Below are 22774 nucleotides of genomic sequence, written 5' to 3'. Positions count from 1 at the left end.
CGATCTGGCGAGTTGGCGTGAGAGGAGTTTGACGGAGGCGAGGTTGAGCCACGCTTCCTGGCTGGCGATGGAGGCTTGGTAGTCTTTGGCGAGACGTCGGTTTCGGCCGAGCCAGGCGAAGGCGCGCTCGACGACCTGCCGGCAGAGACCTCGCGCACGCCGTACACCCGAAGTTCTCGGCGAACACACGGGCGATCCCCGGCTTCAGGGCCAGATCCTCCCGCGCCCGAGCCGACAGGCGCGTCGCATCCTGCCGCTGCGCGACATGCTTGTGATAGGGGATGGGGCGGTCGACAGCACCCTGCGGATCGGCTCGACCCGATAGGCTTCGCGATGATCGTCGATGAACGAGATCATCGCTTGAACGGCGGTCGAACTCCGCCTGAGCGAATATGCGGATGCCCCCTCGACAGGCTCGGGACAGGCTTGCGCAATATCTCGTTGGCCCGCCGCAGTTCGCGAACCTGGCGTTCCAGCGCCTTCCGCTTGTCCGCCACCTCGACGGGCACGCCGGCACGCTTGCCGCTGTCGACCTCGGCCTTCTTCAGCCACTCGTGCAGCGTCTGCGGCACGCAGCCGATTTTCTCCGCGATCGACACCACCGCTGCCCAGCGCGACGGATTATCGCGCTCATGATCGAAAACCATCCGCACCGCGCGCGCCTCAGGCGCAAACTTGTTCGTCGTCTTGCTCATACAGGCTCCACCTCCTCAGGAGTTGGAGCCTCCGACAAACCCGGGGCGGTTCAGTCTTCCAGATTCGCGACCGGATCAAGCGGCATGGGCTCCAGCTCCGATCAAGCAACTATGAACTGTATGCGCACCTCAACCGGCGCTTCAACGCCGTCCTCGCCGACCATGCCGACACCGTGGAGATGTACACCTGCCCCCGCCGGCGAGGGACTGCGGCGCTACTGGCACGGAGCCCACGCCACCAAGCATCAGCCACCGGTCGACGACCCCTACAAAGACCGTGACCGTGCTCTTCTGGCACTTCGCAAGCTCTTGCACCGCGTCGGAATCACGGCGATACCGCTCGATGTTACAAGTTAGTACAAGTGGCAGACTGGCGGCCCGGCCGCTTTTGCCTTCTGCTGGAAGACCACGCCGATGCTACAATCCGCCCCAATCGATACGCCGGTCGTCAGTAAGCTTGCCGTTCATCGCTCCCGCCATCTTATCGCTCCATTCCGCCTCCTGACCCCTCGCAGCTTTGTGGAGGCGAGGCGCATGCTGGACGACTTTCCCCAGGCGGTCCCTATGGCCGGAGGTCTCGATGTCGTGACCGGTATGAAGACCGGCGCCGGACCCAGCGTGATCGTGTGGCTGGGCGGCATCGCGGGCGCCCACTTGCCGGTGAAAGACGGCGACAACCTGGTGCTGCCGGCGGGATGCTCCCACGACCAACTCGTACGGAGCGCGGTTGCCGCTGCGGCGTTCCCCGATCTCGTGGCAGCTTGGTCGGGCCTTGCCAACATCCGTATCCGCAATCAGGGGACGGTGGTAGGCAATGTGATGGCGGGCGTCGCAGGCTATGAGGCCGCGGTCCTCCTCATGGCGGCTTACGCCAAACTTGCCGTGTTGTCGCCGGGTGGTGCCGAGCATGTCATCAAGGTCTCGGACCTTGAACGCGAAAACGGGGCGGGCGCAGTACCGTGGCTTGTGACAGCGGTGCACATCCCTTTACAGAAAAAGGGGCGCGAACGTCGTCTGATCTACGACCGCTCGTTGCGACCGGCACTGTCCGTGGCGCTCGGGCTGGACACGCAGGACCGGACGATTCTCCGAGCGCGCGCCGTACTGGGCGGATGCCATGGGCGCCCGATCCTGCGCGAACTGCCGTTGGCAAGCGTCGACCTCGACAGCTTGCGGGGCCAGGAGAGCAGGATCGCCAGCAAAACGTTCCAAGATCTGCCGCCGCCCTCCGCGGCTTGGCTGGGAACGCCTGACTACCCCGCCGCGATGGCGCCTCGGCTCCTGTTCCGCTTGCTGGGGGCCGCGTAGTGAGCGAACCGGTGTCGTTCATCCTCGATGGAGAGCGTGTGACCCTGCCCGCCGGCGCTCCGGACGTTCTCGCCGACGCGCTCGCGACCGGGTGCGCGCGGAGCAGCGTCCGGGTGATCTGTGACCATGCCGCCTGCGGTGCCTGCACGGTGCTCGTGGACGGCGCTCCAATAACCGCGTGCACCACGCTGACTCAGACGATGAGAGGTGCCACCATCACCACGCTGCAAGGCCTGCGCTCTGTGGGCGGCGAGCCAAGCGCGGTACAACTGGCCTTTGTGGAGGAGGGCGGCTTCCAGTGCGGCATGTGCACGCCGGGCATGATATTGCTGGCCGAGGCGCTGCTCGCCCGGGTCGCCGCCCCGACCCGGGCGGAAGTACGCCACTGGATGTCGGCCAATGTCTGCCGCTGCACCGGCTATCGCGCGATCGAGGATGCAGTGCTGAAAGCGTCGCGCCTGCGCCGTGCGGACCACAAAGGCCCCGCGTCGCCGTGGCGTGCCGAACAGACCGCGAAGGTGACGGGCCAGCCCTTCTTCACGATGGACATGGCGCTGCCGGGTATGCTGGAGGGCAAGATCCTGCGCAGCCCGCACGCGCATGCCCGCATCCGGGCCATCCGGACCGCGATGGCCGAGGCCATGCCCGGCGTCTATGCCGTCGTCACCGGCGCCGATCTCGCGGCGTTACCCGAGCCTTTCTACGGCTTGTGGATCAAGGATCAGCCCCTGCTTGCAATCAACCGCGTGCGCCACATCGGCGATCCCGTGGCAGCGGTGGCCGCCTGCGATGCAAGAACCGCTCTGCAAGCATTGGCATGCATCGAGGTGGATTACGAGCCCCTGCCTGCCGTCGTCACGCTAGACGAAGCGCTCGCACCCGGCGCGCAGACGCTGTTCGACACCCCCAGCTTCGGCATCGTGCCCCCGCATGGCGCAGGGACCACCACCCACAAGGAGCCTTCGCCCAACGTCCTCTACGCATTTCAACACCGGATCGGCGACGTGGACGGAGCATTCGACCGGGCCGCGCACGTCTTCACCGATTCCTTCGAATTCTCGCGCATGACGCACTACCAGCTGGAACCCATCGTCACCCTAGCCCGCCCGATGGGGGATGGCGTGGAGTTGTGGTCCTCGAACCAGGATCCGTTCCTGCTGCGCCAGGACGTTGCCGAGATCTTCGGCCTGCCCGAGCACCAAGTGCGGGTCCACGCGCTTCACATCGGTGGCGCATTCGGCGTCAAGAGCTTTTGCAAGCTCGAACCTCTAACCGTGTTGCTGGCGCGCAAGTCCGCCCGTGCGGTGCGGCTGGCATTAACGATGGACGAGGGTTTCGTGACCTTGACCCAGCACGCGGCACGCCTCCGCCTGCAAACCGCCATCAATGCCGACGGGACGTTCCTGGCGCGCCGTTCCGACATCCTGCTGGACGGCGGTGCCTATGCCGATGCAAGTGCGCTGGTGGCGGACAAGGTGGCGTATCGCATCGGTGGCCCCTACCGCTGGGAGGCCCTCGACAGCCTCGCGCGGGTGGTGCGGACCAACACCGTGCCGGCGGGGTCGTTCCGTGGTTTTGGCGGCACTCAGGCTTCCTGGGCGTCGGAAAGCCAGGTTGATATGATCGCGCACCGGCTGGGGATAGACCCGGTCGAGCTTCGCCGGCGCAACCTTCTGCGCCCCGGCGAGCCTTATCGTCCAGGCGACAGCGCCATCGACTCCGACTTGGCGGCCGGGCTCGACGTCGTGGCGCGGCGCATCGGCTGGGGCAAGCGATCGACGCCGCGCGCATGTCATGTGGTACGGGGCAAGGGCGTCGCCATCGGCTTCAAGGATGGCGGCGGACAAGGCCGCTATGCGCAGGCGCAGGTGAAAGTCCTGCCTGACGGCTATGCGATCGTCAGTTGCGCAACCATCGACATGGGTCAAGGTGCGACCGAGGCGTTTCGCCGGATCGTCGCTGGCGTGTTGAACATCGACCCGCACTGGGTGACGCGCGCGACGGTCGACACCGACCAGACGGCGTTCGACCAGGGCACGCACGCATCGTCGGCTACCGTAATCACCGGCGAGGCCGTGCGCCGGGCGGCGGACGCAGTGCGGAACCGCATCTTGGGCTTTGCAGCGGAACGCCTGGGAGTGTCGGTGAACGGGCTGGACTATGCGGAAGGCTTCATCCGCTACAGCAATATGAGGACGTCGCTGAAGGATCTGGTCCGCGGCTATTATGGCGGGCTCGGTGGCGAGTTTACGGGTTCAGGGGAAGTGAAGGTCGAGACGCAGAGCGCAGCGGCACTGAATGCCGAAATCGTCTACTGGATGCCCAATTGGGTCGGCGTGGAGCTCGAGGTCGATGTCGAGACCGGCAAGGTGACGCTGTTGCACGTGGCGAGCGCGGCGGATGCGGGGCTGGCGCTGGTGCCCGGGGCCGTACGCGGCCAGATCGAGGGTGCCTCCATGCAGGGCATCGGCCAGGCCTTGTTCGAGGAACTGGTGTTCGATGGCGCCGAGTTGCTCAACCATACGCCGCAGCGCTACCGCGTCCCGCTGGCTAACGACCTGCCGGAGACGTTCGAGGCGATCATCCTTGAACAAGGCCTCGGACGCGGGCCGCTTGGCGTGAAGGGCGTCGGCGAGGCGGGGATCCTCGGTATCGCAAGCGCGATCGCTAACGCGTTGGAGGACGCGGCGGGGATACGCATCACCACCTTGCCGATCACGCCAGACAAGGTTCTCGCAGCGCTGCGCGACAAGGCCGCAGCCGACGCGATCATCTAGGCGTCGCGGCTGCTCGCTCGTCCGGCGTCGCGAAGAAAAGCTTCCACTTCCGCCCGGTAGGGCATCGCAGTCGCCGCGCCCCGCCGCCCCACCGACAGGGCAGCCGCAGCGGCGGCGTAGCGCAGGGCATCGGTGATCGTCATGTGCTCGGCCATCGCCGCCGCGAATACGCCGCAGAAGCAGTCGCCTGCGCCGACGGTATCGACCACCGCCACCGGGAAGGCCGGGATCGACTCCATGGTCGCTGCATCGATCGAGCGACAGCCGTCCGCACCGAGCGTCACCATCACGCGCTGGTCGGGACGGCTGATGAGTCGCCGTGCCGCCGCGACGAGCATTTCGTCGTCGAGCAACGGCGCAAGCGAGCCGGCGAAGGTCTGCAACTCGGTTTCGTTGAGAATGACGATATCCGCCAACGGTAGCAGCGACCTGCCGCCAAGCAAGGCGGGTGCGGCGTTGAGGATGCGCAGCGGACGGTCACCACCGCCGGAAAACAGCGCCTCGATCGCGTCGATCGTCGATTCGAACTGGGTGAGAAGGACAGTGCAAGCCGGAAGCGGCGTCGCCGCCAACCGAGCCGCGCCGTAATCGGCATTGGCACCGGTCGCGACGACGATGCTGTTGTCGCCGTTTCGTGCCAAATAGATCAGCGCCTGCCCCGTGGCCGTGTTCGCGACGATGTCGACACCGGCGGTATCGAGCCCGGCCTTCTCCATTTCCGTGCGCAGCAACGCGCCGGCAGCATCGTCGCCGACCGCACCGCGCAACGTCACCCGCGCGCCGAACCGGGCGGCAGCTACAGCCTGGTTCAGCCCCTTGCCGCCGGGCGAGCGGTCGATTCGCAGGGCGGCGACCGTCTCGCCGCGGCGCGGCAAGTCCTCGACCTGCGCGACGATATCCTCATTGATGCTGCCAAGTACAATCACTGCGAGCTTCTCATCGAGGTTAGTCGGCATGGTTCATGAGGTCCGTACCGCGCGAGCCGGCGTCCGCAACCCAGGGAATGGATCGCATCCATCGAGCCCGAGGCTGCGCCCGAATTGCAGACAAGGCGCCTGGGCACAGCAACCCTGCACTGGACAGACGTCCTAGGTCGTCATACACTGTCTCGTCGGTTGTTACAGCCCGCGATAGTAAACGCAGCTGCGCCGTTCGTGATGCCTGCGTCCAGTTCCGGCCTCTTCAGGGCGGATCCACCGAAAGCCCCTTTGCATGAACCATTCGCACGTTCCGCCGGAGATCGCTGACGATCAGGCTTTCATGGTCGCGCTTCGGCACGATCTGCATTCGCATCCAGAATTGGGGTTCGAGGAGCACAGAACAAGCGAGATCGTGGCCGCACATCTGGCGGAGGCTGGTCTAGCCGTTGATCGCGGCTTGGGAGGTACGGGTGTCGTTGGCACGCTCAGGATAGGTTCGGGCGAGCGTACCATCGCTTTGCGCGCCGATATGGATGCTCTCGCGATGCCCGAGGTCGAGGGTCGACCGCATGGATCGCGCCACGACGGCGTCATGCATGCTTGTGGCCATGACGGCCATACGGCGATGTTGCTTGGCGCTGCCCGGTATCTGGCCTGCACGCGTGGGTTCGATGGCACGGTGCATTTCATCTTCCAGCCGGCCGAGGAGGGGCGTGGCGGCGCGCGGCGGATGTTGGCGGACGGCATGCTCGATCGTCATCCCTGCGACGCGATCTACGGATTGCATAACATGCCGGGGCTTCCGATCGGCAGCATCGCCGTCGTTCCGGGCGCCCAACTGGCGTCGTCCGACAGCTGGCGCGTGCAATTCAGGGGAGTGGGAACGCATGGTGCCAAGCCGCATCTCGGACGCGATCCGATAACGGCTGCGGCCACGTTCATCTCGTCCTTGCAATCGATCGTCGGGCGCGTCGTCGATCCCCTTCAATCATCGGTCATCAGCGCCTGTTCGGTGCAGGCGGGCAACCCCGCTGCGCTGAATGTCATTCCGGAAACGATCAATATCGGCGGCACCGCCAGGGCTTACAGCCCGGCTGTCAGGGATCAACTCGACGTCGAGATCGGCCGACTCGCAGAAGGCTGCTCCAAGATGTTCGGCATCGAATGCAGCTATGATTTCGAGCGCCGCAATCCTCCTGTGATCAACGACCGAAACACCACCTTGACGGCGCAGTCTGCCGCCCGGTCGGTTTTCGGCGATGATGTGCGGACCGAGTTCCCGCCGTCGACGGCGGGAGACGATTTCGCCTTGTTCGGCCAATTGGTGCCGGCCTGTTACGCTTGGCTAGGTAATGGTGCGGTGGAAGAGAGTGGCGCCCATCACAGCGAAACCTACGATTTCAACGATGCGGCGCTTGGTTTCGGCGCGGCATACTGGGCAGCGGTCGTGAACGAGGAACTGGGTGCGGCAAGCGGACGGCCGCTTGCAGCGTCCGGGGCGGCAGTAAAAGGCTAGTTACGGAGTAAGCAATCCCAAGCCTGTATCGACACCTCGCCCGAACCATGTGCCCGCGATGCTCCGGTCAGATGCTCGGGACGCGCCATTCCTCATGATGCCGCGCCGTCTCATCCGCGTTGATGGCAAATTCGCCGATCCCGGCTCGGGCATACAAGGTGCTGTGTTCGCACAGCCTTCCGTCTTCGGTAGCGGTGACACGCCGTAACATCATCAGAGCGCTGTCAGCATCTATTTCCAGAAGCGGCGAGATGTGCGCGGGCGCCGCGACGACCTGAACGGTAATCTCTGATCGGCCGAGCCGAAGACCCGCCTTTTCCACCAAGAAATGCAAGGCCGATTGCTTTTCGGCATCCTCGAACCGCACCATGTTCACCATGGAAACGGGGTAATAGCCTTCCGTCACGACCGCAGGCTGCTCAAGGATGCGATAGCGTCGCTGCAGGAAGATGGCATCGGAGCTCGGGAGTTCCAGCTTCGCAATGACGTCGTCCGGCGCGATCGCAGGGCCGAATTTCAGAAGTTCGCTGCGCGATTCAACACCTTGCGCGTTGAGCAGGTCCATGACCCCGGGGATCGGGGCGTTCAGCGTTCGCCTCTGCGGACCGCTGACGAACGTCCCCTTACCCTGTCGACGAACGATGAGTCCGCGTGTCGTCAGGTGATCGAGAGCGAGCCGGATCGTGATGCGGCTGACGCCATAGCCATCCGCCAACCCCGCCTCGGACGGGAGACGGTCTTTGAACTCGGGAACTCTGCCGATCTTCGCGGCGATATCGGTGGCGATCTGAAGGTAGAGCGGTACGGAGGCATTCCGGTTAAGCTCGGCGCCCGGAGTCCATTTCAAAAAAATTTCCTCCCCCCATTGCAAATGCACTTTACCTAGAACATCATAATACAAGTTGTTGCAAGGTGCCCCCGATATGTCGGCGCAGTGCATGAAATGCAAGACGCCACAGCAAGGCGTCAGGATCTCGGTGGGAGGAGTCGTGGCTCGGTAGCGGAAACCGCACCGTGCGCAACAACGTGGGGGATTTATGGGACGACTTAAGACGAGCCACCTTCTTGCCGGCGTTTGCTTTCTGAGCGCGACGCCAGTTGTCGCCTTGGCCCAAGAGGTTCCTGACTCCGCAAGCACAAATACCGGTAATGCCAGCGCCACCGCCAGCAATTCTCAGGCCGACACCGGCAACGACATCGTGGTAACCGCGACCAAGCGCGCGACGTCGATCCAGAACACACCGATCGCGATCACCGCGTTCACCGAGAACCGGCTGAGATCCACCGGCACGCTCGGCCTGACCGACTTGGCGCGTCTGGCACCCGGCTTGAACGTTACGGAGCAGGAATCCGGCCGATACCGCGTCTCTATCAGGTCGATCCAGACATCCGGCGAAAGCACCGTCGGCGTGTATTACGGCGAAACACCGCTGACCGGTCCCTCGGGCACGACATCGGATCCTTCCAGCGCCACGCCAAACATCAATCTCTTCGACGTCGAACGCGTCGAAGTGTTGCGTGGCCCGCAGGGAACGCTCTACGGCTCCGGCTCGATGGGCGGCACGTTGCGCGTCCTTTTCAATCAGCCCGATGCGACGAAGATCGGGGGGACGGCAGAAGGCGAGTTCACCGAGATCAAGAACGGAAGCACCGGCTACGCCGTGCGGGGGGCAATCAATCTCCCGCTCGTAACCGACAAGCTGGCGGTGCGACTGGCCGGCTATTCCGAACGTTCCGGGGGCTATGTCGATAACATCACGCTCAAACGCAACGACTTGAACAGGGCAGATAATTCCAGCGTGCGCGGCACGCTGGCGTTCACTCCGAGCGACAGTTTCTCACTCTCGGCGCTGGCCCTTTACCAGAAGCTCACGATCGACGGCTCGTCGAACTACCGCGCCAGTCTGGGAGCATATATCTCCGATCGCGCTGTCGGTCAGCCCTACGACAGCAAACTGCAACTCTACAGTTTGACCGGCAATCTCGACCTGGGCTTCGCGAAGCTTACCGGCGTGACGTCCTATTACCGTTGGGACGTCAATCGAACCGAGGACAATTCGCAGACGTACGGCCTGACGGTCTCTAGGGGCACCTACTGCCCGCTCTTCACCGGGGTCACGACCTGCAACGCAGCGCAGCTGGCGGCGTACAGGGCATACGGTTTGGCGCAGCAGCCGGTCGGCGCTCGTCAGCCGAGCTTCGTGCATAACTGGACCAACGAGCTGAGGCTCGCCTCGGCCGGAACCTCGCCCTTCAACTGGACGGCCGGCGTTTTCCACGAGGATCGCCGGGACGAAGTCCACACGCTCGTTTTCGCCGGTGACGCCGCGACCGGCGGTCCCAGATCGCCGATCACCGACCTCGGCTCGCGCTACGTCATCACCACGGTGAGGCAGTTGGCATTTTTCGGAGAGGCAAGCTACAAACTGTTCCACATGCTGACGCTGACGGCAGGGGCACGCCACTACGACTATAACAAGGTGGTCGGCAGCGAGTATCTGGCGGTAAACTACTTCAACGGACAGATCCAGCGACCCTACCGCGCCGTCGGGGTCAAGGCCTCTGGTTGGGTGAAGAAGTTCAGCGCCGACGTGGCACCGACAAAAGGCATTCTGCTATATGTATCGGCCGCGCAAGGTTTCCGTCCGGGCGGAGCGAACAATGTGCCCGGCCTGTCGGACGACCTGATCACCTATAAAGCGGATTCGCTCTGGAACTATGAAACCGGCATCAAGACGGACTGGCTTGCGCACCGTTTGACCTTGAACGTCGCGGCATACCGGATTGACTGGAAGAACCTGCAGACATCGGTCCTCGCGCTCAACAACAACTCCAGGTTCATCGGCAACATCGGCGCGGCGAGGATCCAGGGTATCGAGATCGAAGCGTCCGCCAACCCGTTTGCCGGCCTTACCCTGAGTGGAAGCGCGAACTTCGTCAGCGCGAAACTCACCGAAAACCAGATCAGCAGCGTTTCCACCGCTGCTGGCCTCGATGGTGACTTCCTCACCTATATTCCGCGACACACTTTTTCAGCAACGGCCGATTACAAAGTCCCGATCATCGAAGACTGGAGCGGCTTCCTGCATGCTGATTATTCCTACACCGGTCGCGAGAACAGCGAGCTCCGACCCAACAGCGTGATCTATCGCACCTTGGGCGATTACAGCCTCGTGAACTTCCGCTTCGGCGTCGACCGAAACAATCTCACGATCGCCGCCTTCGTGAGCAACGTCTTTAACAAGAACGGGATCACGTATGTCAACGCGATCTCTGGGCTCCCGGATTATCTGGTCGGTACGCGTCCGCGTACGATTGGATTGAACATACGGCAGGCATTCTAACGGCGTAACGGGCTTGGGGCTTCAAGATGCCAAGCCCGTCTGTTCACGACCGAACGCGGTAAATCATCCTGATCGCCAGCCTCGCTGGATTCATGGCAAGGCTGAATCTCAATGCCTCGAGCAATTGGAAACATTCCCGCATCCGCGATCGCTCGACCGGTCAACGACCAGCAACGACGGTTCTTTCGCAGCATTCCCAAGGCGGAACTCCATTGCCACCTCCTCGGCACTATCAGGCGCGCGACATTCGAGGATCTGGTTCGCAAGCATGACGCACCGGTATCGTCTGCCGAGCTCGATGCGCTCTACACGCGCACGTCGCGCCCAGTCGGCGTGCTGCACGCGCTCCGCATACTCGAACGCCATGTTCTCAAGGCTCCCGAGGATTTCCGGCGCATCACGTTCGAGTACCTGCAAGATGCGGCGTCGGAAAACGTACGCCATGCGGAGTTTTTCTGGAACCCGACCGGAACGGTCCGTGACGCGGGGTTGCGATACGATCGCGCCCAGGAAGGGATCGTATCCGGTATCCACGCCGCGAAGCGTGCGTTCGGCATCAGTGCCGGATTGATACCGAGCATCGATCGCGAAGCGGATGGCGCTGCCGCCATCGAGGTGGTCGAACATGTGCTTGCTCATCGCGTTCCCGAAGTGATCGGCATCGGCATCGACTATCGCGAAACGGACCGCCCGCCCGAGCTTTTCGTCGAGGCCTATCGGCTCGCGCGATCCAACGGTCTGAAGACGACAGCGCATGCCGGGGAGTTCGGAACATCGTGGCGGAACGTCGCGACGGCGGTTGACGTGCTCGGCGTCGACCGGATCGATCACGGCTATACCGTCGTCGACAATCCCGACCTGGCTGCGCGCCTCGCCGCGAGCGGGATCATCTTCACCATCGTGCCAACCAATTCATATTACCTGCGCACATTGTCGCCGGAGCGCTGGGCGATCGATCATCCCATCCGCCGGATGAGCGAGCTTGGCCTCAAGCTGCATCCGAACACCGACGATCCCACCCTGCACAATGTCAGCCCGGCCGGGACGTGGGAGATCCTCTACAGCCACCTGGGCTTCGATCTTGCGGCGCTGAGGACGATGATGACGAACGGGCTGGCCGGCGCCTGGATTGACGACGCGAAGCGCGGCGAACTGGAACGCGAATGGGGCGCGACGTTCGATCGGTTGGCGGTGGACTTCTATTCCGGCGGACGTCCGGATCGGGTAAGCTCGATGGTTGACGCGACTGTCTATAACAATACCGCCCATGTTTAAGGATCGGCTCGGCGATTGGGGGCGATGATGGTCAGTCCGGGACCAGCGGAGGTGGGGGCGCAGGATGGCTCCCTGACGCTGTTGACGGCCGGCTATGTGTTGCCCGGAGCCTGCGCCGACGCGCTTCTGCACGATGGCGGCGTGGTCGTCGGCGGATCCCGGATCTTGGATGTCGGTGATGCGGCCGAATTGCAGCGCAAGTGGCCGGCGGCGACCACCCTGACGTTTCCGGGCTGCCTGCTCATGCCGGGCCTGGTGAATGCCCACCAGCACGGGCGCGGGATAAGCCAGATCCAGCTTGGCCACCGCGACGATTACCTGGAAACCTGGATTTCGGGACGCCGGTCGCGCGGCGTGCTCGATCCGGGCGCGATCACTCGCCTGGCGGCCGCTCGGATGCTCGCCAACGGCGTGACCACGACCATCCACGCCAATTACAGCTACGGCACCGGCGATTACGCCGGCGAGGTTCGCACTCAGATCGCCGCCTATGCAGACGTGGGCTTGCGCGCGACGGTGTGCGTGGGTGCAATGGACCGCGGCCAATTGGTATATCCGCCACACGAAGTCTGTTTCCTTGCTGGTCTCGACCCGGAATTACGTGCCTGGCTCGGCAGGGCGGCCGCGCCGGCTTATGCAGGCGGCATCGAACAAACGATCGCCTTGATGGCGGATCTGCGCGCCGAGTTCGGGACGCATCCGCTTATCCGGCTGTGTTACGGGCCGGCGGGGCCGCAATGGGTGTCCGACGACCTGTGGCGCGCGATCGCGCGCGATGCGCGCGATCACGACCTGGGCATCCACCTCCATGCACTGGAATCGCCGGCGCAGCGGACAGCCGCGGCGGAACTCTTTCCGGGTGGCGTGTTCAACCACCTGAGCGATCTTGGCGTCATGACCTCGCGCACCGTCGTCGCGCATGGCGTCTGGGTCGATCCTGCGGAGATCGAGGTTCTGGCGGCCAGCGACGCGACGGTGGTTCACAATCCGGGGTGCAATCTGCGGATGCGCAATGGCATCGCGCCGCTTGCCGCCTATTTGAAGGGCGGCGTGCGCTTGGCGGTGGGAACGGACAATTGCGCGCTCGACGATGAGGAAGATCTGCTCGCGGAATTGCGCCTGGCCGCCAATCTTGCGCGCGTGCCGGAATGGCGCGGGGCCGAACCGCCCGGCAGCGATGTCCTGCTCGCCATGGCGACGCACAACGGTGCGGTGGCGGCACAGTTCGGCGCGGAGACGGGAATGCTGGAGGCGGGGCGACGCGCCGACATCGCGGTCTTCTCGCTGGAGCGCACGAGCAGCCCGTATCTCGATCCGGACGTTCCTGTCGTAGACGCGTTTCTCGCGCGGGCGAATGGGCGCGACGCGGTCATGACGATGGTGGACGGGACGATACGGTATTGCAACGGCAGCTATCCCGGCCTTTCGGTCGACGCGTTGCAGGTTCAGGCCGCCGATGCCGCCCGGTCGGCCCGGCGACCCGCCGATATAGCAGACATCCCGCATGCGGCTGGATACCGACACGCGCTTGGCGAACATTACCGGCAGCTTGCGCGCGCGCGTGCCGGCGACCGGGAAGGTTCGTGACCATGTCGGTCTCCTCCAATCCGCGAGCCCCCTACGTCCTGTCGTCGGATCATCCGAAGCTGCGAGCGCCGCAGGGCAAGCCAATCATCGTCCATGTCGTCGTCAACATCGAATATTGGCCGTACGATCAGCTAACGCCCCGCACGATCGTCGTTCCGCCGCATGGTCGCAGCCATGTGCCTGATCTGCCGAACTTCTGCTGGTCCGAGTACGGCAATCGCGCCGGCATGCCGCGCCTGTTGGACCTGTTCGGCGATCGCGGCGTATCGGTCAGCGCCAGTATCAACGCCAGCGTGATCGACGTCTACCCCAGGCTGGCAGAGGCGGTGCTGGAGGCGGGATGGGAGTTCGTCGGCCACGGCGTTCACCAGCGGGCAATGGGCGCGGAAAGCGACGAAGGGAGCTTGATAAGGGCCGCGCTCGACAAGCTGGAATCCTTCACGGGCAAGCGGCCGCGTGGCTGGATGAGCCCCGGATGGTCGGAGACGTTCGATACGCTCGATCATCTGAGCGGCGAAGGCATCGAATATGTCTGCCAATGGGTGATCGACGACATCCCGACGATGCTCTCCACGAAGGGCCGCGAGATCGTGGCGATGCCCTATGGGCTCGATATCAACGACAGCGTCGTATACGCGATCGAGAAGCACGCCTCTCCAGAAATGAGCCTGCGCATTCGGGAAACGCTGAAACGGTTCGAGCGCGAGACGGCGCTGGGCCAGCCTAGGGTCCTGACAATCCCGCTTCATCCGCATCTCTCGGGCGTTCCGCACCGGATCAACTATCTCGAAGAGGTGATCGATACGCTGCTCAATCGATCCGACACGATCTTCATGGCCGGCAGCGAAATCCTCGATTGGTATCGGACCGCAGTGACGGAGCCGATGGCGTGATCCCTGACGACGACGCCATCGATGTCGGCCTGTGTCTGGCCCGCGGCCTGTTTGAGGAGATCGGCAGCAGCAGCTTCGATGGCATCGGCTTCACGCGCGACGCCTATGGCGAGGGCGAGCACCTCGCCCATACCACCGTGACGTCCGCTGCGCGCACGCTGGGTCTTTCGGTTGCGGTGGATGCGGCGCTCAACCTGTCGATGGTCTTGCCGGGGCAGAACCCGGAGGCACCGCGGCTCGTCATCGGCTCACACCTCGACTCCGTGCCAAGGGGCGGCAATTTCGATGGCCTGGCCGGCGTCCTGGCCGGCCTCGCCACGGCCGCCGCGTTCCGCGCCGCCGATATCTCTCCCGAGCGCGACTTGGTGATCATGGCGCTGCGGGCGGAGGAAAGCGCTTGGTTCGGCGCGCAGCATATCGGAAGCCGGGCGCTGCTCGGCACGCTGAACGAAGCGATCCTGCACCATTCGAGTCGCGTCGACACCGGCCGCAGCCTTGCAGATCATATGGCGCGGTCGGGCGTGGACCTGCAACGGTTGCGGAGCGGCCGACCGCTGATAGATCCGCAAAGAATCGCGGCCTATCTCGAACTTCACATCGAGCAGGGGCCGCAACTTGTCACGAGTGGCGTGCCGCTTGGCATCGTCACCGGCATCCGGGGAAATCGCCGGTGCCGCAAGGCCATCTGCATCGGCGAGTACGGACATTCGGGAACAGTGCCGCGGTCGCTGCGGCACGACGCAGTCTTCGCCGTATCGGAACTCATCACGGCGATAGATCAATACTGGCGGGAGGCCGAGGAAAGCGACGGGAGCGACCTCGTGATAACCTTCGGGAGGTTCCTGACCGACGCCGCTTCCCATGGCATCACGACGGTGCCGGGCCAAGTCGAGTTCAGCTTCGACATCCGCAGCCATTCGGTGTCGATGCTCGAACGGACAGAAGCCCGGCTGTTTTCGCTCATGGAGACAATCTCGGCGAAACGTAGGGTGACGTTCACGTGCGATCCGCTGACCGGGGATCCTCCTGCCGCGATGGACACCGCGTTGTGCGACCTGCTTGCCGACGGCTGTGCGACGCTCGGTACTGCCGCCCTTCCGATCGCGAGCGGAGCCGGTCACGACGCCGGCGACTTCGCCAACGCGGGCGTGCCATCCGCCATGATCTTCCTGCGCAACGACAAGGGGAGTCACAATCCCGATGAGAGCATGGATTTCGTCGATTTCGCAGCGGGGACGCGGTTGATGACATGGTTCGTTGCCAACTTTCCCCCGGGAGCGCACTGATGCCGCCCGTTCACGACGCCGATGTGGGCACGGCTGATCGGCTGCGGCGCGACGATCTCGGCACGCCGTCGCTCCTTCTCGACCTCGATGTCTTCGAGGCGAACCTGCACCGTATGGCGGATCTCGTGCGGCGATCGGGCCGTTCGCTTCGGCCACACGTCAAGTCCCACAAATGCTCCGCGATCGCGAAGCGGCAGATCGAGGCTGGAGCGATCGGCGTCTGTTGTGCGACCCTGGACGAAGCGGAGGTGATGGCGGAGCACGGGGTCACGGGCCTGCTCATCACCTCTCCGCTGACCACCGCGGTCAAGCTGCGCCGTCTGATCGCGCTGGTCAAACGCAGTCCCGATACAATCGTGGTCATCGACAACCCCGTGAACGCCGCTGCGATCGCCGCCTTGGCGGAGGCGCAGGGCATCGTGGTTCGCGCACTCGTGGACGTCGATATCGGATTTGGCCGCACCGGCGTGACCGGTGTCGAGGCCCTGCTGGCCTTGGCGCGGTACATCGCGCAATCTCCGGCGCTGCACCTGATGGGCATCCAGGCCTATGGCGGACACCTTCAGCATATCGGCCCGCTCGACGAACGCACTCGGGCATCTGCGCAGCCGCTCGCCTATATCGCGCGACTGATCGACGCGCTGAGCGCCGCCGGCCTGCCGCCGCAGATCGTCTCGGGCGGCGGCACCGGAACGCACCGGATCGACCTAGACGCCGGTGTCTTCACCGAGATCCAGGCGGGATCCTATGTCTTCATGGATGCCGAGTATCTAGCAATCGCGCAGCCCGATGTGACGTTCGCCGCCGCGTTGTTCGTCCAGACCGCAGTCGTTAGCTGCAACCTCGCCGGGCAGGTAACAACCGATGCCGGCACGAAAGCGTTCGCGTTGAACGGTCCCCCGCCGCAAATCGTCCGTCCCGTACTGGCCGACGCCGCCTATCGTTGCAGCGGCGACGAACATGGCCGGGTGACGCTCGCGCCCGGCGCGCGCGCGCCGGCGCTCGCCGATCGGCTGGAATGCATTGTCCCGCATTGCGACCCGACGGTTGCGCTCTACGATCGTATCCACTGCGTTCGGGGCGACGCGGTCGTCGCCGTCTGGAATATCGACGCGCGAGGCCGCAGGTGAGAACGGCGTTTGTTTCCGCCGGGCTGGCCGGCGCTGCGATCGTCGCTGTGGCGGCGGCGACCATGTTTCGCTCGGATCGGAACGTCCCCCCGACGCAGGATCGCACGCTGACCATATCCGTCTATGGCTTCTCGCAGGACGATTACAGCACGATCCTCTACAAGCCGTTCGAGGCACAATGCGGCTGCAAGGTCATCGTCGAGGTCGGCAACAGCTCGGAACGGCTGGCCAAGCTGGATGCGAACAGGGCGCATCCGGTGATCGACATTGCCGTGCTCGCAACTTCGGACGCGCTTGAGGCGGCAAGGTCCGGCCTTCTGGCGAAGATCGACGCGAGCAAACTCGCCAATTATCCGAAGCTGTACGACATCGCGAAGGATCCGAACCGCGACGGCATGGCGGTCGGGTATACGATCTACTCCACGTCGATCGTGTACCGGGCCGACAAGGTCGCCATCACCTCTTGGGGGGATCTCCTGTCGAACGAGCTGAGCGGCTATGTGGCCTTGCCGAGCGTCTATACCAACCAGGGACCGCAGACCTTCTACATGATCGGGCGCGCAATGGGCAGCAGCCGCAGCGACTTGCAGGTTCCGATCGACGCGGTGGGGGCACGCAAGGACGCGGTCGCGACGTTCTACGTCCGTGCGTCGCAATTGGCGCAGTTGTTCGGGCAAGAGGAGATCTGGGCCGCGCCCGTCGGGCGTTTCGCCTGGGCCAGCCTGAAAAAGTCTCGCCTTCCGCTACGCTGGGCCACGCCCAAGGAGGGGCAGATCGGCAGCATGAACGTGATGGTGTTGGTAAAGGGCAGCAAGCACGCCGATCTTGCCCGGCGCTTCATCGACTTCTGGCTATCGACCGAAGTCCAGACGAAACTGGCGCAGCGGCTTATCGACAGCCCGGCAAACAAAGACGTTCGGGTGCCGCCGGAAATCGCCGATAACCTGACCTACGGCCCGGATATGATCCGCCAGTTGCGCTTCATGGACTCGGTCGTCGTTGTGAACAACAAGCGCCTCTGGCTTGCCAAGGCCAATCGGGTGATCGGCCAATGAAACGGCGTATCAAGCCCTCCACGCTGCTGCTCCTGCCCGCATTGGTGTTTGTTGTCATCGTCTTCATAGCTCCAGTGGTGATCCTTCTCTCGGAAGGATTTCGACAGGGTCACACCTGGAGCGTGAACGGCTACGCATCGTTCTTCGCCGACCGGCTGAACCAGCGCGTCCTGGTCAGAACATTGCGGATCGGTGTGCTGGTGACGGCGACGGCAGCGGTGTTTGGTTACGCGACGGCGCTGTCGATCGCGTCGTTGCCGCCGAAGATGAAGGGGCGCATGATCGTGATGGTCACGGTCCCCCTGATGATCTCCCCGGTCGCGCGTACCTATGCCTGGCTCGTAATCCTTGCCCGGCAGGGGCTGGTCAACGGGGCGCTGATGCAAGCTGGATTGCTCCGTGCGCCGATACGCTTCCTGTTTACCGAACAGGCGATCTTCATCGGCTTGCTGCAACTCCTCTTGCCGGTGATGGTCCTGACGCTGGTCAGCGCTGTCGAGAACCTGCCAAAGGACGCCGTGGCGGCCGCGCGGGTGCTCGGCGCGACTTGGCTGGAGGTGTTCTGGAAAATCGTCCTGCCCTTGACGTGCGAGGGGCTGGTCGTGGGCGGAACGCTGGTTTTCACCGGCGCGCTGACCGCGTACATCACGCCCGCGATCCTGGGCGGCTCGAAGGTTCTGATGCTAGAAACGCTGCTGTACCAGGACGTCTCGGTGGCCAACGATATCGCGTCGGCAAGCATCGTCGCCTTCATCATCGTGTTCCTCGGCGTTGCCGCCAATTTCGGACTGCGTTCGCTTGCGACGGGTAAGAGTGAGCGATCGAGATGACGAGATCACGTTGGGCCGTGCTGCTGCTCGTCTTCCTGTTCCTGAACGGGCCGCTCCTGATTATCGTCGCGTCGTCCTTCTCGGCCGGCGATACTCTGGCGTTCCCGCCCCAGGGCCTGTCGCTCAAGTGGATGTCGAAGGTGTTCACGATCGCCAGCTTTCGGGCGAGCTTCGGGTTGTCGATGATCCTGGCGATCGGCGGCACGGCCCTGGCGTTGTTGATCGGCGTGCCCGCGGCCTATGCGCTCTCGCGCTACAAGACACGATCGAGCGAGTTGGCGCGGACCGTTCTGTCACTGCCGATCATCGTGCCGGGGATCGTTGTGGGTTTGGCCAGCCTGCGCTATTTTGTGGTTCCGCTGGGCATCGGCGTCTTCCTGGCACTGTTTCTCGCACACTCGGCGCTGGTCCTGCCCTATGCGGTCCGCGTGGTATCGGGGAGCCTGACGCATCTACGCGTGGACATCGAGGAGGCCGCTGTTCTGCTCGGCTGTTCCAGGGTGGGTGCCTTCTTCCGCGTGGTGCTGCCCAATGTCCGGAACGGCTTGATGGCGGCGTTCGTGCTCGGCTTTGTGACCAGCTTCAATCAGGTGCCGGTGTCCTTGTTCCTGTCGGGACCTGGGGTGCGCACCCTGCCGATCGACATGATCTCCTATATGGAGTCCACGTACGACCCATCGGTTGCCGCCCTCTCCGTCCTGCTCGCGCTAATGACGATCGCCGTCGTCCAGATCGCGGAGCGTCTTCTGGGGTTCAGCCGCTATGTTTGAGACACCTTTTCTCGTGCTGAACAAGCTCACCCTCGCCTATGGCGACACGGTCGCGGTCCGGGATCTCGACCTCATCATCGGCGGGGACGAACTGGTTGCGCTGTTGGGTCCGTCCGGCTGCGGCAAGACAACGACGATGCGCTCGATCGCCGGGCTGATGACGCCGTCTTCCGGGCATATCATGCTCGACGGCAGGGACATCACGCATGTTCCCGCGCATCGCAGAGGGGTCGGTCTCGTCTTCCAATCCTATGCGTTGTTTCCTCACCTCAGCATCTTCGAGAATGTCGCCTTCGGGCTGCGCCTACGAAAGATCAGAGGCAGCGACCTCGAGACGCGGGTTTCCGATGGGTTGCGCTCGGTCGGGCTGCTCGACCTGTCGAAGCGCAAGCCCGCGACGCTGTCCGGCGGGCAGCAACAGCGTGTCGCGCTCGCGCGTGCATTGGTCATGGAGCCCAAGCTGCTGCTCCTAGACGAACCGCTATCGAATCTCGACGCCCGGCTGCGGCTGGACATGCGCGGCGAGCTTCAGCGCGTGCGTGAGCGGACCGGCATACCGATGATCTTCGTCACCCACGACCAGCAGGAGGCATTGGCGCTCGCCGATCGCATCGTCGTCCTGAGGGATGGCGCGATCGAGCAGATCGGTACGCCCGACGAACTCTACAACCGGCCGCAATCCAGCTTCGTCGCGGACTTCTTCGGCTTCGAAAACGTCTTCGCCGTGCGCGAGGGCGCGCTTGTCACGCCCGCCGGTCCGGTTGCGCTGGGAGACGAGGACCTGGCGGATGTCGCAGGCCTGGCCTGGCGCCCGGCGGCGGTCGCGCTGGGGCATGGGCCTTTTGTCGGCACCGTCTGCGGCTCGTCCTACTCCGGCGCGACGCGCGAATATCTCCTCGACTCCGCACTCGGCACGATCAAGGCCGAGGCGAATGCCGCGTCGGAGGCACGTCATGTCGGCGAGACGCTCGCCTTTGGCCTGCCGATCGCAAGCGCAGCGAAGCTCCGGCGGTTCGATCGATGAAGCCGGGCGTCTGGATCGATTCGGATATCGGGTTCGACGACATCGCCGCGATCCTCATCGTGCGTGCGGCCGGATTGAGGGTCGACGGGCTGTCGCTGGTGTTCGGCAATACTCGGCTCGAGCAGGTAGAGGCCAACGCCGCAGCCGCCGCAAAGGCATTCAACTGGCGCTTTCCGATGTATTCGGGCTGCGCTCGCGCGATCCTCGGGTCGGTTGAAACCGCTGAACGCATTCTCGGCCCCACCGGCATCGTGTCGCAGGGCCAGTGCCTCGCGCCTGCGGACCGGGAGCCGCTCGAAGCCGCTTTCTGGCCCTTGTGCGACTGGCTTCTCCGGGACAACCATTCCGGGCGCATCCTCGCGCTCGGCCCGTTGACCAACATCGCCGCTCTGCTCACCGTGAGGCCAGACCTTGCCGCGCGGATCGACAGCATCACCTGGATGGGGGGAGGTGCGACATCCGGCAATCACACGCCGTCCGCCGAGTTCAACGCCTTCGCCGATCCCGAAGCAGTAGCGATCGTGTTGTCGCATGGCGTACCGATCCGCTTCGTCGATCTGGATTTCTGTCGTCACTTGCTGATCACCCCGGAAGCGGTACTCCCGATCCGCGCGCTTGGCGGGCGCAATGCGGCGTTGATTGCCGACCTGCTCGACGGCTTTGTGTCGATCGGCACGCGCCGCAAGCGCTTGGGCATGTCGATCTATGACGGGATGGCGGCCGTCGCCTTCGTTGCGGAGGATATCATCCGCTTCGTCGACGTGCGGGCCGATGTCGAGCTTGCGGGTACGTTGAGCCGGGGGCGAACGATCTTCCAGCAGCGTGACGGCGTGACGCCGAATGCGAAACTGGCGGTCGCGGTCGAAACCGAGCAGGCACGCGCGATCATCCTGGGAGCGCTGGCATGGGAAGCCGGCTTGACGGACGCAGAACATGGTCATTCCGGTCACTCGTAGCGAGGCGAGCCGGACGCGTGCGGCTACGACATTCGCAATCGCACTGGAGACTTCGAGGCTCTCAGCATCACGCTACGATCAGATCGACATGATGCCAATCCAGGCGCGTTGCCCCAGGAGCCGACCGCCCTCCGGCCGCGTCCAGTCTGTCACTCTACCACCGCGCCTTCGCGGCGGTGTTCCGAAAGATAAAGGTGACGAGCTTGCGTATCCTGACCGAGGCTGATTGTGCAAAACTGGTCGACGCGGTCGACGCTCACGTGGCGGTCGCGCGAGGCTTCGTCGCGGTCGCCCGCGGCGAAGCGTTGATATTCCCACCGCTCGTGGGGCGCGGGTCCGATCCGAACACCCGCTTTGGGGTTAAGGCGGCAGTCGACCTGGCACGCCAGCTGCCGGGGCTCAAGATCGGCAGCTATTGGCCAGGCAACCGGGCGCTCGGGCTACCTTCTCATGGTTCCACGACCATCCTCCTCGACGATGTTACCGGCCAGCCGTTCGCGCTGGTAGCGGCGACTTACCTCAACGCGTTGCGCACCGCGGCGGCTGATGCGGTCGCTGTTGAGCAGCTAGCCCGCGCCGATGCTGACACCGTCGCGTTGATTGGTGCCGGCAAACAGGCCTGGTTTGACCTAGCGGCGATTCGCCGTGTCCGCCCGATTGCCGCCGTCCGCGTGTTCAACCGCAATACCGTCGGCGCGGAGGAGCTCGCGGCGCGGGTACGCGGGAGTGGCCTCGACGCACGCGTTTGCTCGATCGAGGAGGCGGTACGGGGTGCCGCGATCGTCATCACCACCACCGCCGCGCGTGAGCCGCTGGTTCGTGCGGAATGGATCAGCCCAGGTACCCACGTCTCGGCGATGGGCGCGGATGGACCCGGCAAACAGGAACTCGATCCCGCGCTCGTCGCCGCTGCCATACTCTTCGCCGATCTGCCTGCGCAGGCCGCCGCGATCGGCGAGTGCCAGCACGCCTCGTCAGCCGGGCTGATCGACCCGGCATCAATCACCGCGATCGGCGACGTGCTCGACGGTCGAGCCGCCAGCCGGACAGACCCGGCCGCCATCACCCTGTTCGATAGCTCGGGCATCGCCATCCAGGATCTGGCGATCGCACACGTCGCAGTCGACCGCGCCGAACAGCAGGGCGTCGGACTGTTAGTCGACCTCACTGGCTGACGCGACGCCGTCCGCACCTTCGCTTCCGAGTTAACGCCTCACGGACGCAAACGTGCGTCGCCGCGCGAGGCGTGAGCGCGTCTATTCTACGATCATCGGCCGATACGATACGGTCAACGATTCTCGAAACTCGATCCTTTGCGGGGAAGTCATACCATCTAGAGTCAGACTCGATCATGATTGCACGTATCCGGAGTGGTGGATGTAATTGGAGCATTCGCTTGGCGTGAAGC

Annotated in this window: 17 protein-coding genes, 2 pseudogenes and 1 other annotated feature; of the genes and pseudogenes, 15 read left to right on the top strand and 4 right to left on the bottom strand. The window is 64.1% G+C overall.

Annotated features, from left to right (window positions below; genetic code table 11):
• Together HUU94_RS12810 and HUU94_RS06620 are read right to left on the bottom strand one after the other, a co-directional pair.
• Positions 1–141 (bottom strand): annotated as a pseudogene (locus HUU94_RS12810) (IS5/IS1182 family transposase); the annotation flags it as partial.
• A 5-nt stretch (positions 142–146) separates the two neighbouring features.
• A pseudogene (locus tag HUU94_RS06620) lies at positions 147–695 on the bottom strand (IS3 family transposase); the annotation flags it as partial.
• Positions 283–397 (bottom strand) — a sequence feature (AL1L pseudoknot). Its footprint overlaps the pseudogene before it by 115 nt.
• 414 nt (positions 696–1109) lie before the next feature.
• Here HUU94_RS06620 and HUU94_RS06615 point away from each other — a divergent pair.
• Both HUU94_RS06615 and HUU94_RS06610 read left to right on the top strand, forming a co-directional pair.
• On the top strand, positions 1110–2003 hold the full coding sequence (locus tag HUU94_RS06615) for an FAD binding domain-containing protein (RefSeq protein ID WP_174274309.1): 894 nt from the start codon (positions 1110–1112) through the stop codon (positions 2001–2003).
• Positions 2003–4780: a molybdopterin-dependent oxidoreductase gene (locus HUU94_RS06610; protein WP_174274308.1), complete on the top strand. Its 2778-nt coding sequence runs from the start codon at positions 2003–2005 to the stop codon at positions 4778–4780. The genes HUU94_RS06615 and HUU94_RS06610 overlap by 1 nt, the downstream gene beginning before the upstream one ends.
• On the opposite strand, the gene HUU94_RS06605 is transcribed toward HUU94_RS06610, so the two are convergent.
• Positions 4777–5736: a ribokinase gene (locus HUU94_RS06605; protein ID WP_174274307.1), complete on the bottom strand. Its 960-nt coding sequence runs from the start codon at positions 5734–5736 to the stop codon at positions 4777–4779. The two genes, HUU94_RS06610 and HUU94_RS06605, sit on opposite strands and share 4 nt — an antisense overlap.
• A gap of 256 nt (positions 5737–5992) precedes the next feature.
• On the opposite strand from HUU94_RS06605, the gene HUU94_RS06600 reads away from it, so the two are divergent.
• Positions 5993–7216, top strand: a complete 1224-nt coding sequence (locus HUU94_RS06600) for an amidohydrolase (RefSeq protein ID WP_174274306.1) — start codon at positions 5993–5995, stop codon at positions 7214–7216.
• A gap of 67 nt (positions 7217–7283) precedes the next feature.
• Here the strand turns inward: HUU94_RS06600 and HUU94_RS06595 are convergent, their stop codons facing one another.
• Positions 7284–8117, bottom strand: coding sequence for a GntR family transcriptional regulator (locus HUU94_RS06595; RefSeq protein ID WP_174274305.1), 834 nt, complete (start codon positions 8115–8117; stop codon positions 7284–7286).
• Positions 8118–8253: 136 nt separating this feature from the next.
• On the opposite strand from HUU94_RS06595, the gene HUU94_RS06590 reads away from it, so the two are divergent.
• The 12 genes from HUU94_RS06590 to HUU94_RS06535 all read left to right on the top strand — a co-directional run bounded on the left by HUU94_RS06590 (position 8254) and on the right by HUU94_RS06535 (position 22541).
• Positions 8254–10560 carry a TonB-dependent receptor gene (locus tag HUU94_RS06590; protein WP_174274304.1) on the top strand — a complete coding sequence of 769 codons (2307 nt, stop codon included), beginning with the start codon at positions 8254–8256 and terminating at the stop codon, positions 10558–10560.
• Positions 10561–10671: 111 nt separating this feature from the next.
• Complete coding sequence (locus tag HUU94_RS06585; protein ID WP_174274303.1) at positions 10672–11835, top strand: adenosine deaminase family protein; 1164 nt, start codon at positions 10672–10674, stop codon at positions 11833–11835.
• Between the two features lie 24 nt (positions 11836–11859).
• Positions 11860–13422, top strand: a complete 1563-nt coding sequence (locus tag HUU94_RS06580; protein WP_174274302.1) for an amidohydrolase family protein — start codon at positions 11860–11862, stop codon at positions 13420–13422.
• Positions 13419–14315, top strand: a complete 897-nt coding sequence (locus tag HUU94_RS06575; RefSeq protein WP_217429578.1) for a polysaccharide deacetylase family protein — start codon at positions 13419–13421, stop codon at positions 14313–14315. Before HUU94_RS06580 ends, HUU94_RS06575 begins: the two co-directional genes overlap by 4 nt.
• Entirely contained in the window at positions 14312–15601 is a 1290-nt protein-coding gene (locus HUU94_RS06570) for a Zn-dependent hydrolase (protein WP_174274301.1), read from the top strand. The genes HUU94_RS06575 and HUU94_RS06570 overlap by 4 nt, the downstream gene beginning before the upstream one ends.
• The gene (locus HUU94_RS06565; protein WP_174274300.1) at positions 15601–16731 is read left to right on the top strand and encodes a DSD1 family PLP-dependent enzyme; all 1131 of its coding nucleotides are present in this window, start codon (positions 15601–15603) and stop codon (positions 16729–16731) included. Before HUU94_RS06570 ends, HUU94_RS06565 begins: the two co-directional genes overlap by 1 nt.
• Positions 16728–17786, top strand: coding sequence for an ABC transporter substrate-binding protein (locus tag HUU94_RS06560; protein WP_217429577.1), 1059 nt, complete (start codon positions 16728–16730; stop codon positions 17784–17786). The genes HUU94_RS06565 and HUU94_RS06560 overlap by 4 nt, the downstream gene beginning before the upstream one ends.
• On the top strand, positions 17783–18616 hold the full coding sequence (locus tag HUU94_RS06555) for an ABC transporter permease (protein ID WP_174274299.1): 834 nt from the start codon (positions 17783–17785) through the stop codon (positions 18614–18616). The genes HUU94_RS06560 and HUU94_RS06555 overlap by 4 nt, the downstream gene beginning before the upstream one ends.
• 17 nt (positions 18617–18633) lie before the next feature.
• Positions 18634–19386: an ABC transporter permease gene (locus tag HUU94_RS06550; RefSeq protein WP_217429576.1), complete on the top strand. Its 753-nt coding sequence runs from the start codon at positions 18634–18636 to the stop codon at positions 19384–19386.
• Positions 19379–20410, top strand: a complete 1032-nt coding sequence (locus HUU94_RS06545; protein ID WP_174274297.1) for an ABC transporter ATP-binding protein — start codon at positions 19379–19381, stop codon at positions 20408–20410. The genes HUU94_RS06550 and HUU94_RS06545 overlap by 8 nt, the downstream gene beginning before the upstream one ends.
• A complete protein-coding gene (locus HUU94_RS06540; protein WP_174274296.1) occupies positions 20407–21366 on the top strand; it encodes a nucleoside hydrolase in 960 nt (319 codons plus the stop codon). Before HUU94_RS06545 ends, HUU94_RS06540 begins: the two co-directional genes overlap by 4 nt.
• Positions 21367–21569: 203 nt before the next feature.
• Positions 21570–22541, top strand: coding sequence for an ornithine cyclodeaminase family protein (locus tag HUU94_RS06535; protein ID WP_174274295.1), 972 nt, complete (start codon positions 21570–21572; stop codon positions 22539–22541).
• The last annotated feature ends 233 nt before the right edge of the window (positions 22542–22774 follow it).

This window comes from Sphingomonas bacterium (genome assembly GCF_903644055.1).
GTDB lineage: Bacteria > Pseudomonadota > Alphaproteobacteria > Sphingomonadales > Sphingomonadaceae > Sphingomonas_I.
The sequence above is the reverse complement of the archived record's forward strand: the minus strand, read 5'-3'. Positions and strand labels throughout refer to the sequence as shown.

What these genes read in the sequence shown, in the direction of transcription:
- HUU94_RS06615 (WP_174274309.1), top strand. Translation starts at nt 1,110, where the DNA reads ATGCTACAATCCGCCCCAATCGATACGCCGGTCGTCAGTAAGCTTGCC.
- HUU94_RS06605 (WP_174274307.1), bottom strand. Translation starts at nt 5,736, where the DNA reads ATGCCGACTAACCTCGATGAGAAGCTCGCAGTGATTGTACTTGGCAGC.
- HUU94_RS06600 (WP_174274306.1), top strand. Translation starts at nt 5,993, where the DNA reads ATGAACCATTCGCACGTTCCGCCGGAGATCGCTGACGATCAGGCTTTC.
- HUU94_RS06590 (WP_174274304.1), top strand. Translation starts at nt 8,254, where the DNA reads ATGGGACGACTTAAGACGAGCCACCTTCTTGCCGGCGTTTGCTTTCTG.
- HUU94_RS06585 (WP_174274303.1), top strand. Translation starts at nt 10,672, where the DNA reads ATGCCTCGAGCAATTGGAAACATTCCCGCATCCGCGATCGCTCGACCG.
- HUU94_RS06580 (WP_174274302.1), top strand. Translation starts at nt 11,860, where the DNA reads ATGATGGTCAGTCCGGGACCAGCGGAGGTGGGGGCGCAGGATGGCTCC.
- HUU94_RS06565 (WP_174274300.1), top strand. Translation starts at nt 15,601, where the DNA reads ATGCCGCCCGTTCACGACGCCGATGTGGGCACGGCTGATCGGCTGCGG.
- HUU94_RS06555 (WP_174274299.1), top strand. Translation starts at nt 17,783, where the DNA reads ATGAAACGGCGTATCAAGCCCTCCACGCTGCTGCTCCTGCCCGCATTG.
- HUU94_RS06545 (WP_174274297.1), top strand. Translation starts at nt 19,379, where the DNA reads ATGTTTGAGACACCTTTTCTCGTGCTGAACAAGCTCACCCTCGCCTAT.
- HUU94_RS06540 (WP_174274296.1), top strand. Translation starts at nt 20,407, where the DNA reads ATGAAGCCGGGCGTCTGGATCGATTCGGATATCGGGTTCGACGACATC.